The organism is Ruegeria sp. HKCCD7628 (assembly GCF_057221005.1).
Genome location: NZ_JBWVBA010000024.1, coordinates 1 through 13,803, shown reverse-complemented (window position 1 = coordinate 13,803; position 13,803 = coordinate 1). Strand labels below are relative to the sequence as shown.

Here is a 13,803-nt window from a genome sequence, read left to right as displayed (position 1 = left end):
TCTACTTCGACAACATCCATTTGACCCTTTGGCATGCGGATGCGGCTGACGATGGTAGCCGTCCAGAAGATTACGGCGCTGCGTTTTCTGCCGCATGGTTTGTTGACAATAAGTGGATGCCGTTCTTTCGGGCTGGGGCCTCGAAGGGGACCGCAGCGCTTTATGAACGGTCGATTTCTGCAGGTCTGGGCTACTATGGTCGCAACACCGATTTGGCCGGTCTGGGCCTAAACTGGGCCGAAGCAAGAGGCATAGATGGCGATCAGTTCACGCTTGAAGCTTTCTACCGTTTTTCAATCTCACCCGGATTGCAGATTACGCCATCGGTACAATTCATTTCCGACCCGCTTCTAAATCCCGATCAGGACCGGATTACCCTGTTCGGTCTAAGAACCCGGATAGTTTTCTAATGCGGGGTGAAGGCAGTCACTAAGGGGTGTGCCAAAGGGCAACTAAGAGAGATCAAGCGCGTGCCGGAATTTTCAACGCCGGTCGAATGAAGTTGGGAAGCAAAGGAACAATCTATGAAGATCGCCTACGGAATTCTCGCAGCCTTAGCAGTTGTGTTTTTCATCCTTGGAGGCGGCGATGCCCATGCCAAAGACAACAAGGGTAAAAAGCCGAACAAGGGGGGCAAGAACGGTGATGTCAGCATTCAGATCGAAGACAAACCCGGCAAAGGCCCAAAGGCTGTGCCGCCTGGCCAGATCAAGCGCTACACGCGCGGTGCCAAGCTCCCATCTGATCTGGAGTTCGAAGAAATTGGGGACCTTTCCAAATGGAAGCTGGGGGAGCCCGGCAAAGGAAACCGCTACATTCAGGTCGATGGCGAAGTCCTCGAAGTTACGAATGATCTGTCTACCGTTGTCGATGCCGTCGGCATCGTCGGTGATCTTCTCAACTAGACGAAAGTACGATGTTTCAGGGCAAGAACTACCTCGTTTGTCCTGACGCTGGCCGGGGCGATCATTTGTGAACCCCGGCCCAAGTTCAAAACCCGGATCCGAGGCGCTACGATGATAAAGGCCCTTCTTGTTCTTTTTGCGCTTGCTACCTTTTCGTCAGCACGCGCCCTACTCGCTCAGGAAAACGGTGCAACTGAAGTCCCGCAAACAATACGCTTTGAGGGCTATGTATAGCCCAGTCGCGAAGCAGAACTGTCGCCTTTGGTGGACAATGTGGTCAACCGGACTTTGCAAAGTCTGCTTTCTGCGCATTGCTGTCATTGGAGCTTCGCGCAGCATCAGTCAATTTTGGGCTCGGTGCGGACATTCGCCGAAATGTCGCGAGCGACCGCTGTGTGGACTTTGCAGCCATCCGCATTTTTTCTCCAAAGGACCGTAGTCAGCCCAAAGCGGACACTTCAGATTTGCGGTTCGAATGGAGTGCCGACCTTTGTTGCACGCACAGACCAAATTGAGCGCCGGCAAGTAAGCCGACATTCAAAGGGTGGGTGTTTCAGGATCTTATCTGCGCTTCTGCAAGTCGGTTCTACATGCAATGCAAACGGAAATTAGAGAGCTATCGATCGGGAGGTTGATCGCGGAGAAGATCGTAGACACTAAGAACTCAGGGTTTGTGGAGCCAATATTGGCACCTGAAGCAAGCGAAAAGACTATGTGGTTGCCAAGTCTTCGCTTGGCCTACAATGTTTTTGGGCAACTCTCCAACCGAAAAGGAGCACCTATGTCTCGACTTTCAGAACGCAGAGACTTTGCCACCGAAGTCTGCGAGGAGGCTGGGCTACTTGCCAAAAAGTTCTTTGCAGATCGGGTCAATCTTATTGTTGATCAAAAAGGCGCTCAGGACTGGGTGAGCGAGGCGGACAGGAACGTCGAGACTTTCATTCGTCAAAGGATCGCGGAGGCGTGGCCCAAAGATGGCGTATACGGTGAAGAGCATGGCGCGGTAGCCGGAGAGAGTGACTTTGACTGGGTCATCGATCCAATTGATGGGACCACGAATTTCGTGAACGGGATTCCTGCATGGACCATTGTTCTGGCTGGTGTCACTGAAGGCCAAACGGAGATTGGTGTGATCCATGATCCAAATGTAGATGAAACTTTTGTCGCAACTCGCGGAGAAACAGCGACACTTAACGGATCACCGATAAGCGTCGCGTTAGGAGTGCCGTTGCACGACGGAACTGTTGCTGTGGGATACTCGAACCGGATTGAGAGCCGTCATGTCTTACCCGTTATCGAGGATCTGATCGAGCAAGGGGCGATGTTTCACAGAAACGCCAGCGGAGCGCTTTCTCTCGCTTACGTCGCTGCCGGGCGCCTTCTGGGTTACGTGGAGGAGCACATGAATGCTTGGGATTGTCTGGCTGGGCAATTGCTGGTTTCGGAAGCGGGTGGTGTTGTCGAGGATCAGAACGCCGATGCGATGATCCGAGACGGCGGGCGCGTGATCGTGGGGACACCAGATGTGTTCGAGACGTTGCGTGAGATCGCAGAGAACGCTTGGAAAGCTTAGCGCCTATGCCAAAGAGACCCAACATGAATCGGGCTTGAGCGTAGCTAAATCAGCCTGCCAGAAATGGCCTTGTGAGGGTTGGTCGTGCTTGCGGTCTATCGAACAATTCGAGAGTGCGCACCAAAGCAATGTGCCCACTGCTCCATGCGTTACGATTGCAAGATCCCCGGCATCATGCGACTGGATAATCTCAGTGACTGTCCGATGAATGCGTATCTGTGCTTCGGTCGCTGGTTCCCAACCGCGATAGCTACTTTCCGGCTGAGCAAAGAAAACATTGGCCGCTGCCTCGAAATCGTATCGAGGCAAGTAACCGGTTGCGCTGCGGTCGTTCTCACCAAGACCCAAGTTGCAATTCACGGGCAGCGTTCGTGGTGCAGCAAGAATCTCACCTGTTTCGCGGGCTTTCCGCTCGCCACTGGTCCATATCTGCGTGACGTTGGACAGGATTCCACTGGTTGCAAATTCAGCAGCGCGTTTACGGCCCAAGGCATTCAAGCCCCACTCAGTTATCGGGACGGCCGGATCGATAGAGACCTCGGGGTGTGTGATGATTATGAGTTTCGGCATTTAATCCGGTAAAAGAACGGGCCCTTTGTCAGCAAAACCCATTCTGATTTCGGTGCCGGGTTCAAGCGGCGCATCGACGTCATCGTGTACGGCAAAAACCTGACCGAATGCACCGATCAGCGTATATTCCATCCGAACGCCAACATAGGTCGCCTTAGCCACCTTGGCTGGTATGCCTTGGTCTGAGCCGATCACCAGGCGTGAGGGTCGCACAGCAATGGTTGCGTTTCCTTCTGACAAACCGCGACGTGGCAGCGTGTGGCGGTAGCCTTCTATTTCTATCGTTGCCGCGTCTCCATTGATATCGACGATTTGGCAATTCAAAAGGTTTGCCTCACCTATGAAATCGGCAACAAATCGGTCGTTCGGGGCATCGTAAAGCTGGCGTGGTGTGCCCATTTGGGCGATCGCTGCGTTGCGCATGACAACAATCTCATCCGAGACCGCCAGTGCCTCCTCCTGATCGTGGGTCACGTAAACAACTGTCAAACCAAGATCTTGCTGGATTGCCCGAATATCCTCTCGCACCTGACGGCGAAGCTTGGCATCGAGATTGGACAACGGCTCGTCGAACAGCAGAACCTGAGGCTCAAGAACCAGCGCGCGGGCGACGGCAACACGTTGTTGTTGGCCCCCTGAGAGTTCAGAGGGAAGACGGTTGTCGAACCCCTGAAGACCGACCAGTTCCAATCCATATAGAGCGCGGCTGCGGGCTTCATCCTTTGCAAAGCCCGAGAATGTAAGGCCATATTTCACATTCTCCAACACGCTCATATGAGGGAACAGCGCGTAGGACTGGAACACCATGGAAACATCGCGGTCGGTGGCGGGCAATTTGGTCACATCCCGATCACCAATTAGGATCTTGCCCGAACTTGCCATCTCTAACCCAGCAATCATGCGCAGAGTCGTTGTTTTTCCGCAACCTGACGGACCAAGCAATGTGACGAGTTTTCCTGCCTCGACATGCAGGTTGATGTTGTCGACGGCGACGACGTCCTTACCGAATACTTTCGACACGTTCTCAAAGCGTACCGGGGCGGCCTTGGAACCGATTTTGGTGTCGGTCATCGCGATGCCTCCGTTCCGTGTTGCGTGCGTCGACCAATCTGGACCCGGCCAACGAGTAGTTGCAGTAAACCGACCGCCGCGAGCATCACAAAGATCAGCGTCGTCGAATAGGCGATCGCAAGGCCATAGTCGTTATTCTCGACCCGACCGATGATGTAACTGGTCGCCATGTCATATTCTGCACTGACCAGAAAGATGACAGCCGAGATCGCCGTCATGGCACGGACAAAACTGTAAACAAGCGCAGCAAGTATCGCAGGGCGCAACAGCGGCAGGATGACATTTCGGAACGTCTGCCACGAGTTTGCACCAAGGGTCAGCGAGGATTCATCAAGGCTGCGGTCCAGCTGCGACATGCTCGCTATCCCCGCACGAACGCCAACCGGCATATTACGGAAGATGAAGCTGACAACGAGAATGACACCAGTACCCGTGATTTCAATTGGCGGAACGTTGAAGGCCAGGATGTAGCTGACGCCGATCACTGTTCCGGGGATAGCGAAGGACAACATTGTTCCAAATTCGAAAGCGTTCTTGCCTGCAAAACTTTGCCTGGTCAGCAGATAAGCGGTCACCAGACCAACGGCGGCAGTCAATGGGGCAGCAATGGCCGCGATCGTTATGGTAGTCCAGAAACTGTCCCAAGCGGCACCGGTCCAGCGAATGCTATCTTCTTCGAAACGTACGGAGAATGCGGTGACATAGTGTTTGATCGTCAGCGAGTTATCGACACCCCACAACTCGACGACACTGCCGTAAATGATCATCGCATAAACAACAATTGTGAACAGCGCCCAGCCCAGAGCGATGAGCAGGACCGGAACTGAAAGGCCAGTCGGCATCAGCGGATGAACGCCGGCATCTCCTTTGCCGGTGACGGTTGTGTAGCTTTTCTTCCCCAGCCAGACACGCTGCGCATAAAAGGCGGAAAGAGTAAAAAACAGCAGCACCATAGCCAGAACCGCGGCCCTGCCTTGATCGTATTGAGCGCCAACGATGGCGAAGAATATCTCGGTCGAAAGCACGTCGAAATTCCCGCCCAACACAAGCGGATTGCCGAAATCGGCCATGCTTTCGATGAAGCCCAGAAGAAATGCGTTTGCAAGACCGGGCCGCATCAGGGGCAAGGAAACCGTCTTGAATGTCTGCCATCTACTGGCGCGGAGCGTTTGGGCCGCTTCTTCCATCGACGGAGAGACGCCTTCAACCACACCAATCAGTACAAGAAACGCAATTGGCGTGAACGCGAGTGTCTGCGCGATCAGGATGCCTGGCATTCCGTAAAGCCAGCGTGTCGGTTGCGTGCCGAAAAGCTCGGCAAAGAACCGGGTGACCGACCCAGACAGGCCGAAAAGCAAGATCAGCGCCAGGCCGATCACGAACGGCGGGGTGATTATTGGCAGAACGGTCAAAGCTCGCAGCGCGCGCTTATGGCGAAAGCCTGAACGCGTCACAACCAGTGCAAAGCAAAGCCCCAGGACCGTGGTGATGACTCCAACGAGGATGGCAAGGAACAGTGAATTCCAGGCGGCGCCACAACGCGATCCCTGAAAACACCCCAGCCCCCACAGTCGATCATCGAAAAACTTCGAGAAGAATACCGCAATGGAATACGCACCGTCTTCGGTGATGAAGGCAGCGAAAAGCATCTTCGCGATGGGAAAAAAGACAAAAGCGGTGACGATTGTAATAACGCCGCCGATGGCGCTTACGACAAAGACGTCACCGTTAATGGCACCCCTTGCCGCGATACCCTGAGTAAGCAGGAACAGAAAGCTTGAGGCACATATCATTGCACCGTAGCCCATGCCGAACTGCCGGTCGCCAAGTTCGCCAAACATCGCCTCCAACCAATTGAAGTTGAAGCCTCTGATGCCAATGCTGAACCCCTGAGCGATCAGCCAGCCGAAACCAAGCGCCCCTGACAGGATCAGTATGCTGGCATAAATTGGATCGGATTTGGTGCGCTTCAGCACCAGAAGCGGCAGGGCCAGCGCGATCAGGAGCGGAGCGAGCCAAAGTTTTTCACCCTGTCCAATCAGAAACGCAGCGGGGGCATAATCCTCATCGAATGGGTAGCCGTCCAAAAGCCACTCGAACGACCAAAGGCCGCCGTCGACCATATACCAGGGCAACAGGCAGAATCCGACCCACCCGGCCGTGATCCAGAAGATCAGAACCGGATGGGTCGTTTTTGAAGTCTGGTCAATCATTTACTGCGGCAGAGTCGAAACCTCTTCGTCCCATTTCTGCAACAGGCGCTTCCGTTCGTCTGAGGAACCATACTTTTTGAAGTCATAGTCAATCAGCTTGATCTGACTCATGTCAGGCGCACTATCCGAAGTTTCCGCACCCTTGTTCGATGGTACCTGAAACGCGTTGACCTGAAGAGCAAGGTTCTGAGCTTCCGGGGACAGCGCCCAGTCATAGAACTTCTTCGCTTCTTCTTCGTTGCGCGCTCCGTCGATAATCGACATCGAACCAATTTCGTATCCCGTGCCCTCGCATGGTGCGACGACCTTAATCGGGAATCCTGAAACGGCCTGCTTCACAGCGTCATGCATGAAGACGATACCAATGGTGTTCTCACCACGACCGGCGGCTTTGATCGGTGCCGAGCCTGACTTGGTGTACTGGTTGATATTTGAATGCAGGCCCTTCATGAACTCAAAGCCTTCATCCTCGCCGAAGATCTGCACCATTGAGGCCAGCGTCGTATAGGCCGTACCTGATGAGTTCGGATTCGCCATCTGAACATGGCCTTTGTATTCGGGCTTCAGCAGATCTTCCCAGCAGGCCGGTTCGGGCAGATTGTTTGCAGCGACAAGGTCGGCATTGTAGCCATACCCAAGCGCGCCTGAATAAATGCCGATCGTTTTGTTGCCCGCGCTTTCGGCCTGAGAAATCGCCCAATCGTGCAATTGATCACGCATCGGCGACATGTATTCCATTGTCAGGCCCTCTTCGGCGGCCTGCAAGTGCGGATCACCCGTACCGCCCCACCAAACGTCCCCTTTCGGGTTCGAACTTTCCGCCCGGATTTGTGCAAAGGTCTCGCCCGACGATTTTCGGGTCATGTTGACGTCGATGCCAGTCGCATCTTCAAAGCTGCGTGCCATGAGTTGGCACCAATCTTCTTGCGCCGAACAATAGAGTGTCAGCTTATCGGCCTGTGCTGCCGACAGTGACGCAGTCAGGGCAATCAGTGATCCAACCGCAGTGGATGTCAATTTCCTCATTTTTTCCTCCCTTTGAGCTTAATGCGTCCGGGCGTCCCGGTTCTCTTATGCTCTTCCTCAAGCAGCCTTTCGAAGCTTCTTCACAACCGATTTGACTTCATGATTGTCTGTTAGATTTTTCAGCAACTGTGACAGGTCTTTTTCTTCGACCAGCTTTGCGGCTTTTGCCGGTGAAAACCAGTTACGCGTGCGCTCACCCTCTTCTTTCCAGCGTCGCTTCAGCTTTTCAACGACCAACGGATATAAGGTGACGCGGCAGCGAACGCTGCTTCTGCCTTCATAACGCTTATCGTAGAAAAATTGGCCGATCGGCCGTTTCGAGATGGCACCAACCGCGCCCGCTTCTTCCTGCGCTTCTATTTCTGCGGCATGCCATGGTTTTTTGCCGTCCATTAGCCATCCTTTTGGGATAACCCACCGGCCGGTATCCCGCGACGTGACCATAAGAACGCGCAACTTGCCAGTCTTGTCCCAGCGCATCGGAAGCGCCGCAATCTGATCTGCCGTTTCGCTGTCGCTCATGCTGCCCTTCAATGCCACACGATCAAAACCCAAATGGAAGCTGTCTTAATGGCAAGTTGGCCGGTTAACGCTTTGCCTTGGCTCGCATTCTGATTTTGATCAGCCTGTGCATCTTTGCTTTGCGCTTCGAAGTACTTGTGTTCGCTCGAATTCTCACAGCCTTCTGAGGGTTATGCAACAAAAAATATTGCATTATGACCGAAAGCCCACAAAAGTAGACTTCGAAGCCTAGTCGGGTCGTCGGATGTCCAAAACAAAAACGCGCGGCAAAATGTCTGAAAAGAACCAGAGCCGGGTAAAGAAATCCGACCGGCGCCAACAGATATTGTTGGAGCTGAAGCTGCGCCCGCACGTTCGCATCACCGAACTGGCCCAGCGGTTCAACGTCTCCAACGAGACGGTACGTAGAGATTTCGATGCTTTGTCGAATGACGGTCTGATCGCGCGCGCACACGGGGGGGCATCGGCCCCAGCGCAAGGGCACTATCCGGGTTTGGATGAACGGAAAAACGCTCAGGTTGACGAGCGCGAACGGATAGGTGTCAGAGCGGCTGAACTGATCCAGAGCGGTGAAACGGTCATGATCGATTCCGGCTCGACCACCATCGAGATGGCACGTGCACTGGCTTATATTAGGACCCCTTGCACGGTAATCACCAATTCCATTCCCGTAGCTATGACCCTTGGCCATGGGGCTGCACAAGTCCTGTTATGCCCAGGGGAATATTTGGCCACTGAGTCTGCGACTATCGGAACCGAGACGCTGGAATTTCTGTCCCGTTTCAACGTCGACCGGTGCATGATCGGTTCCTCCGGGTTCTCGACGGATGGTCCTTCAGAAACAGTGCGGGGCTTTGCGGCAGTAAAGAGGGTGATGCTGACGCGCGCCGAGAAACGGCACCTTCTTGTTGATTCCGGGAAATTCGGCCGGAAGGGCCTGTCTCAAGTAGGAGACCTTAACGACCTGGATTCCATAGTCACAGACAGAAGACCAACAGGAGAATTGCGTAACGCTATTGAGGGCGCCGAGGTCGACGTTCTAGTCGCCGGATAGACATGAAATGACTGATTAACAGCGGCTAAAAAGCACCGCACATGACTGGGAGGAAAACATGAAGATCGATATCAAACTATTGCTTGGGGCATCTGCAATCGCACTCATGTCGATGAGTGGAATAGCGTCGGCGCAAGATTGTCCACGCGGTGACTTGGACGAGCGTTTTTGTGATGCCGACGGGGATTTGATCGCGGATATCCCCACAGATCCTTCCGAACAAATAGATCCAGACACCTTGATCTTTGCCTACACGCCGGTTGAAGACCCCGCCGTTTACAAAACTGCGTGGTCAGACTTTCTCGACCATTTGAAAGCAGAAACAGGCAAGGACGTTGTCTTTTTTCCAGTCCAGAATAACGCAGCCCAGATCGAGGCGATGCGCTCAGGGCGCCTGCATATTGCGGGATTCAACACCGGTTCCAACCCTTTGGCCGTAAACTGCGCTGGGTTCCGTCCGTTCACGATCATGGCCTCAAAAGACGGTAATTTTGGTTACGAGATGGAAATCATCACCTATCCGGGTTCGGGCATCGAAAAGGTTGAAGACATCAAGGGAAAGCAACTGGCTTTCACATCGCCCACATCGAACTCGGGATTCAAGGCTCCTTCCGCGATCCTGAAAAGCGACTTTGATCTTCTGCCCGAACGCGACTTTGAGCCTGTCTATTCGGGCAAACACGACAACTCGATCCTAGGTGTTGCCAACAAAGACTACTTAGCGGCCTCAATTGCGAATTCGGTTAAATCGCGGATGATCTCCCGTGACGTGATCAATGAGGATGATGTCATTACAATCTATAAGTCGCAGACTTTCCCAACCACTGGGTTTGGCACCGTTTACAACCTGACGCCCGAGTTGCAGGAAAAGATCCGCAATGCCTTCTTCAGCTTCGATTGGGAGGGGACGACACTTGAAGCTGAGTTCTCGAAATCAAACGAAGGCCAATTCCTTGAGATGACCTATCAGGAATTCTGGGATGTCATTCGTAAAATTGACGCAGCAAATGGCGTCTCCTACGCCTGCCAATAACCTTTGGCTCATCAGGCGGGCCTGAAAGGGCCCGCTGTTCTCCCTAATCTGGGGCATTTCATGCTGCGTCTTCAAAAGCTGACGAAAACATACAAGACCGGAGATCAGGCGCTGAAGGCGATTGATCTTGAAGTTCCAAAAGGACAGGTTCTTGCGTTGATCGGGCCCTCGGGCGCGGGCAAATCGACCATGATCCGCTGTGTTAACCGATTGGTTGAACCTACAAGCGGCGGTGTTCTTTTGGATGATGTAGACCTGACCAAACTCGGATCGAGTGCATTGCGGAAGGCGCGCCGCGAAATGGGCATGATCTTTCAGGAATATGCCTTGGTCGAACGCCTGACAGTGATGGAAAATGTACTGTCCGGCAGGCTGGGCTATGTGGGGTTCTGGCGCAGCTTTCTACGGAGGTATCCGCAGTCTGATGTGGACGAAGCCTTCCGCCTGCTTGATCGGGTGGGGCTGTTGCACATGGCGGATAAACGGGCGGATGAACTATCGGGTGGTCAACGCCAAAGGGTCGGCATCTGCCGCGCTTTGATACAGAACCCAAAACTGCTGTTGGTCGATGAACCAACAGCGTCGCTGGACCCAAAGACCAGCCGTCAGATAATGCGTCTCATCACCGAGTTATGTCAGGAACGTGGATTGGCTGCCATTATTAATATCCACGATGTGGCGCTCGCTCAGATGTTTGTGCCCCGCGTCGTGGGACTCCGCTTTGGCGAAATTGTGTATGATGGGCTACCCACAGGCCTTACCCCTGAGAAGCTGACCGAGATCTATGGGGAAGAAGACTGGGAAGCAACCATCGAAAAAGTGGACGAAGATGAAGATGTCGAGGCTGCAGAATGAGCCATCGCGAGTTAGACGACATGCTGGGAAAAGGCTGGCGTAAGCCTGCCTTTATTAAAAACCCATTCCTCCGATGGGCATTGCTCCTTGGCTTTTTCGCCTACCTGGTCGCAGCCTTTAAGACCATCGAAGTTGATTGGGGCCGTGTCTATGAAGGGCTAGACCGAGGGTGGGCGTTTGTACTTGCGTTCACCAGCCCAGACTTCATTTCACGGTGGTCAGATATTTGGAGTGGCCTTCTGGAGAGTATCGTGATGACCGTGGCCGCCTCGGTCGTGGGCATCCTGATTTCGATCCCGATTGGGCTCGGGGCTGCACGCAATATCGCACCATTGCCAATCTACATGATTTGCCGAGGCATTGTCGCGATAAGTCGGGCATTGCAAGAGATTATCGTCGCCATTTTGCTTGTGGCTATCTTTGGCTTTGGCCCGCTGGCCGGATTTCTGACGCTTTCTTTCGCCACCATCGGGTTTCTCTCAAAACTTCTGGCCGAAGATATCGAAGCTATGGACAAAGTTCAGGCCGAGGCTATTAAGGCCTCCGGAGCACGTTGGCCACAATGGATCAACTACGGAGTTCAGCCTCAGGTTATGCCGCGACTTGTGGGCCTTTCCATGTATCGGATCGACATCAACTTCCGAGAAAGCGCGATCCTCGGGCTCGTGGGGGCTGGCGGAATTGGTGCAACTTTGAACACCGCATTCGACCGCTATGAATACGACACTGCGGCAGCCATTCTCATTCTCATCATCGGCATCGTGATGGCACTTGAATACCTTTCGGGAATTATCCGAGCGAGGGTTCAGTAATGCCGATACTTGAACGCGACGATGCGCAAATCTGGCGTCGCCGGACAACGGGTCAGAGCTTGGTCCGTTGGTTCGGCTGGTTGTTGGGTGTGGCGATCTTTGTTTACTGCTGGCAGCTGATCTCAGAGTCGACGACTTGGTTTTTCGTCTGGGACGCGCCCCGCATCGCGAATGATATCTGGACCCGTGCAACGCCTCCTAAATGGGGTTACATCACCCAGTTGGGTCGCCCGATTTGGGACACGCTAAACATTGCCACCCTGGGAACCATAATTGCCTTGTTCCTGGCAGTGCCAGTTGCCTTTTTGGCGGCCCGCAACACCACGCCATCGGCGTTGTTCATCCGACCGATTGCCCTGTTGGTCATTGTCTCGACCCGCTCTATCAACTCGTTGATCTGGGCGCTACTTTTGATTGCGATTATTGGTCCCGGAGTGTTCGCCGGTGTCATAGCAATCGCCATTCGTTCAATCGGGTTTTGCGCAAAGCTTCTTTACGAAGCGATTGAGGAAATTGATCACACGCAGGTCGAAGCAATCACGGCAACCGGTGCTTCACGCTGGCAGGTTATGGCCTATGGGATCGTACCGCAAATCCTACCCGCTTTCGCGGGCATTGCCGTCTTCCGTTGGGATATCAACATCCGCGAGTCCACGGTACTCGGGCTGGTTGGAGCCGGGGGTATCGGGTTGCAATTGTCGGCTTCGCTCAACGTTCTGGCTTGGCCGCAAGTTAGTCTGATCCTGATTGTAATTCTGGTCGCGGTTATGATCAGCGAATGGGTTTCAGCGAAAGTAAGGGGGGCCATCATTTGACCGCTTTCTCTGCGCAAGAGGCTTTTGACGCCTACGAGGCTGTAAGACATCGCCTTCCGCAAACCAGACCTACTGAAGTGAGCTATCGTCAGGCGGACACGCTGGAGGACATAGCTCACGAGTTTGACGTGTTCCTCCTCGATGCCTTCGGAGTTCTCAATATTGGTGATACGGCAATCCCAGAAACACCGGATCGGGTCAGGTCGCTGACAGCCGCCGGCAAACGTGTTCTGGTCGTATCGAATGCAGCAGGGTTTCCCCACACAACTCTTATCGAGAAATACAATAGGCTTGGTTACAACTTCGCGCCACAGGACGTGATCACCAGTCGGGCCACGTTGTTGTCTGAACTAAACGGCCAAAGTGAGTTGCATTGGGGATTGATGGCAACTCCAAGTGCCGGTCTTCGGGATCTGGAGGGACTTAAACTATCCTATCTGGAGGATGACCCAAATCCCTACAAAACCGTCGACGGTTTTTTGATGATTGGGTCAGCTGTTTGGACGGAAACGCGACAAGCCATGTTGGAGGCCGCTTTGCTGGAGCGTCCCCGCCCGGTATTGGTCGGCAACCCTGACATTGTCGCTCCGCGCGAGTACGGTTTTTCCAAGGAACCCGGTCTTTACGCGCACCGGCTAGCAGACCGGACAGGCGTCGCTCCTCAGTTCTTTGGAAAGCCTTTCGCCAATATCTATGATCTTGCTTTCCAACGTCTCGGGCACATCGACAAGTCCCGGATTCTGATGGTTGGCGACAGCTTGCACACCGACATACTGGGCGCACGAGATGCAGGCATAGCTTCCGCACTCATCTCTGGATTCGGTTTTTTCGCAGGGCATGATGTTGAAGCAGCGATCAAAAAGGCAGGGATAGTACCGAGTTTTGTTGTAAACCGGCCTTGATAATAAGGCGTTCCGCTTGGATACGTCTTTCTGTTTACTCGAATGTCGGGTGAACCTGCGTTGCGAACATGCCCACCATGTGAACGAAACATCGCATGTGAACGGCAACTTTGGAGAACCCTCCGCAACAACGTAACTCTAAACTCACGTCCGGATTGGGCCGCACTCCGAACTTTGCAAAGACCGCTTTCTGCGCATTGCTGCAATTGGGGCATCGCGCAGCATCGGTCCAAGTGGGCTCGGAGCGGACCTTCGCTGCGGTGTCCATCAATGTCCGCTTACAAGAAATTCAGGTGCAAAACTCGTCAGCTGTCACCCAAATTGTCACCCAAACGCGAAAACGCGCTTCGCATTGAATGCGTTAAATACGGTAAGCATATGTTTTTGTTTAATTTAAGTGGTGCCCGGGGGCGGCAGTTCTGCTCCCATTACAGGCATCGTGACTTATGATT

Annotated in this window: 14 protein-coding genes; 9 read left to right on the top strand and 5 right to left on the bottom strand. The window is 53.6% G+C overall.

The features are described 5' to 3' along the window. The 3 genes from AC2TAD_RS21885 to AC2TAD_RS21875 form a co-directional block, all read left to right on the top strand. On the top strand, positions 1-410 hold a 410-nt coding region (locus AC2TAD_RS21885), incomplete at its 5' end, for a carbohydrate porin (protein ID WP_480870606.1). Positions 411-524: 114 nt separating this feature from the next. Further along, entirely contained in the window at positions 525-905 is a 381-nt protein-coding gene (locus tag AC2TAD_RS21880) for a hypothetical protein (protein WP_170367311.1), read from the top strand. Between the two features lie 781 nt (positions 906-1,686). Beyond that, positions 1,687-2,478 (top strand): inositol monophosphatase family protein, encoded by a 792-nt coding sequence (locus AC2TAD_RS21875; RefSeq protein ID WP_170462125.1) that lies wholly within the window; start codon positions 1,687-1,689, stop codon positions 2,476-2,478. 3 nt (positions 2,479-2,481) lie between these two features. Here AC2TAD_RS21875 and AC2TAD_RS21870 read toward each other — a convergent pair whose 3' ends face one another. The 5 genes from AC2TAD_RS21870 to AC2TAD_RS21850 are packed head-to-tail and all read right to left on the bottom strand — an operon-like array spanning position 2,482 to position 7,880. Further along, positions 2,482-3,048, bottom strand: a complete 567-nt coding sequence (locus AC2TAD_RS21870; protein ID WP_480721250.1) for a histidine phosphatase family protein — start codon at positions 3,046-3,048, stop codon at positions 2,482-2,484. Next, entirely contained in the window at positions 3,049-4,119 is a 1,071-nt protein-coding gene (locus AC2TAD_RS21865; RefSeq protein ID WP_170462129.1) for an ABC transporter ATP-binding protein, read from the bottom strand. Further along, the gene (locus tag AC2TAD_RS21860; RefSeq protein WP_480721252.1) at positions 4,116-6,332 is read right to left on the bottom strand and encodes an ABC transporter permease; all 2,217 of its coding nucleotides are present in this window, start codon (positions 6,330-6,332) and stop codon (positions 4,116-4,118) included. The genes AC2TAD_RS21865 and AC2TAD_RS21860 overlap by 4 nt, the downstream gene beginning before the upstream one ends. Next, entirely contained in the window at positions 6,333-7,358 is a 1,026-nt protein-coding gene (locus tag AC2TAD_RS21855) for an ABC transporter substrate-binding protein (RefSeq protein WP_480721253.1), read from the bottom strand. A 57-nt stretch (positions 7,359-7,415) separates the two neighbouring features. Continuing rightward, complete coding sequence (locus AC2TAD_RS21850) at positions 7,416-7,880, bottom strand: NUDIX hydrolase (RefSeq protein ID WP_480870599.1); 465 nt, start codon at positions 7,878-7,880, stop codon at positions 7,416-7,418. Between the two features lie 244 nt (positions 7,881-8,124). Between AC2TAD_RS21850 and AC2TAD_RS21845 the strand changes: the two genes are divergently transcribed. From AC2TAD_RS21845 to AC2TAD_RS21820, 6 genes are read left to right on the top strand one after another with little or no spacing between them, the layout of a single operon-like run. Next, entirely contained in the window at positions 8,125-8,934 is an 810-nt protein-coding gene (locus AC2TAD_RS21845; RefSeq protein WP_480870597.1) for a DeoR/GlpR family DNA-binding transcription regulator, read from the top strand. Positions 8,935-8,992: 58 nt separating this feature from the next. Next, on the top strand, positions 8,993-9,967 hold the full coding sequence (gene phnD, locus AC2TAD_RS21840) for a phosphate/phosphite/phosphonate ABC transporter substrate-binding protein (RefSeq protein ID WP_170774133.1): 975 nt from the start codon (positions 8,993-8,995) through the stop codon (positions 9,965-9,967). A gap of 60 nt (positions 9,968-10,027) precedes the next feature. Then, a complete protein-coding gene (gene phnC / locus AC2TAD_RS21835; RefSeq protein ID WP_480721258.1) occupies positions 10,028-10,822 on the top strand; it encodes a phosphonate ABC transporter ATP-binding protein in 795 nt (264 codons plus the stop codon). Next, the gene (gene phnE, locus AC2TAD_RS21830) at positions 10,819-11,634 is read left to right on the top strand and encodes a phosphonate ABC transporter, permease protein PhnE (RefSeq protein ID WP_170789601.1); all 816 of its coding nucleotides are present in this window, start codon (positions 10,819-10,821) and stop codon (positions 11,632-11,634) included. The genes phnC and phnE (AC2TAD_RS21830) overlap by 4 nt, the downstream gene beginning before the upstream one ends. Further along, positions 11,634-12,449 carry a phosphonate ABC transporter, permease protein PhnE gene (gene phnE / locus AC2TAD_RS21825; RefSeq protein ID WP_170462143.1) on the top strand — a complete coding sequence of 272 codons (816 nt, stop codon included), beginning with the start codon at positions 11,634-11,636 and terminating at the stop codon, positions 12,447-12,449. Before phnE (AC2TAD_RS21830) ends, phnE (AC2TAD_RS21825) begins: the two co-directional genes overlap by 1 nt. Then, positions 12,413-13,351: an HAD-IIA family hydrolase gene (locus tag AC2TAD_RS21820; protein ID WP_480870593.1), complete on the top strand. Its 939-nt coding sequence runs from the start codon at positions 12,413-12,415 to the stop codon at positions 13,349-13,351. Before phnE (AC2TAD_RS21825) ends, AC2TAD_RS21820 begins: the two co-directional genes overlap by 37 nt. Positions 13,352-13,803: the final 452 nt, after the last annotated feature.

Bases quoted from the DNA above. Each gene is read 5' to 3' on its own strand.
- AC2TAD_RS21880 (WP_170367311.1), top strand. From the start codon at position 525: ATGAAGATCGCCTACGGAATTCTCGCAGCCTTAGCAGTTGTGTTTTTC.
- AC2TAD_RS21875 (WP_170462125.1), top strand. From the start codon at position 1,687: ATGTCTCGACTTTCAGAACGCAGAGACTTTGCCACCGAAGTCTGCGAG.
- AC2TAD_RS21870 (WP_480721250.1), bottom strand. From the start codon at position 3,048: ATGCCGAAACTCATAATCATCACACACCCCGAGGTCTCTATCGATCCG.
- AC2TAD_RS21865 (WP_170462129.1), bottom strand. From the start codon at position 4,119: ATGACCGACACCAAAATCGGTTCCAAGGCCGCCCCGGTACGCTTTGAG.
- AC2TAD_RS21860 (WP_480721252.1), bottom strand. From the start codon at position 6,332: ATGATTGACCAGACTTCAAAAACGACCCATCCGGTTCTGATCTTCTGG.
- AC2TAD_RS21855 (WP_480721253.1), bottom strand. From the start codon at position 7,358: ATGAGGAAATTGACATCCACTGCGGTTGGATCACTGATTGCCCTGACT.
- AC2TAD_RS21850 (WP_480870599.1), bottom strand. From the start codon at position 7,880: ATGAGCGACAGCGAAACGGCAGATCAGATTGCGGCGCTTCCGATGCGC.
- AC2TAD_RS21845 (WP_480870597.1), top strand. From the start codon at position 8,125: ATGTCCAAAACAAAAACGCGCGGCAAAATGTCTGAAAAGAACCAGAGC.
- phnD (WP_170774133.1), top strand. From the start codon at position 8,993: ATGAAGATCGATATCAAACTATTGCTTGGGGCATCTGCAATCGCACTC.
- phnC (WP_480721258.1), top strand. From the start codon at position 10,028: ATGCTGCGTCTTCAAAAGCTGACGAAAACATACAAGACCGGAGATCAG.
- phnE (WP_170789601.1), top strand. From the start codon at position 10,819: ATGAGCCATCGCGAGTTAGACGACATGCTGGGAAAAGGCTGGCGTAAG.
- phnE (WP_170462143.1), top strand. From the start codon at position 11,634: ATGCCGATACTTGAACGCGACGATGCGCAAATCTGGCGTCGCCGGACA.
- AC2TAD_RS21820 (WP_480870593.1), top strand. From the start codon at position 12,413: ATGGGTTTCAGCGAAAGTAAGGGGGGCCATCATTTGACCGCTTTCTCT.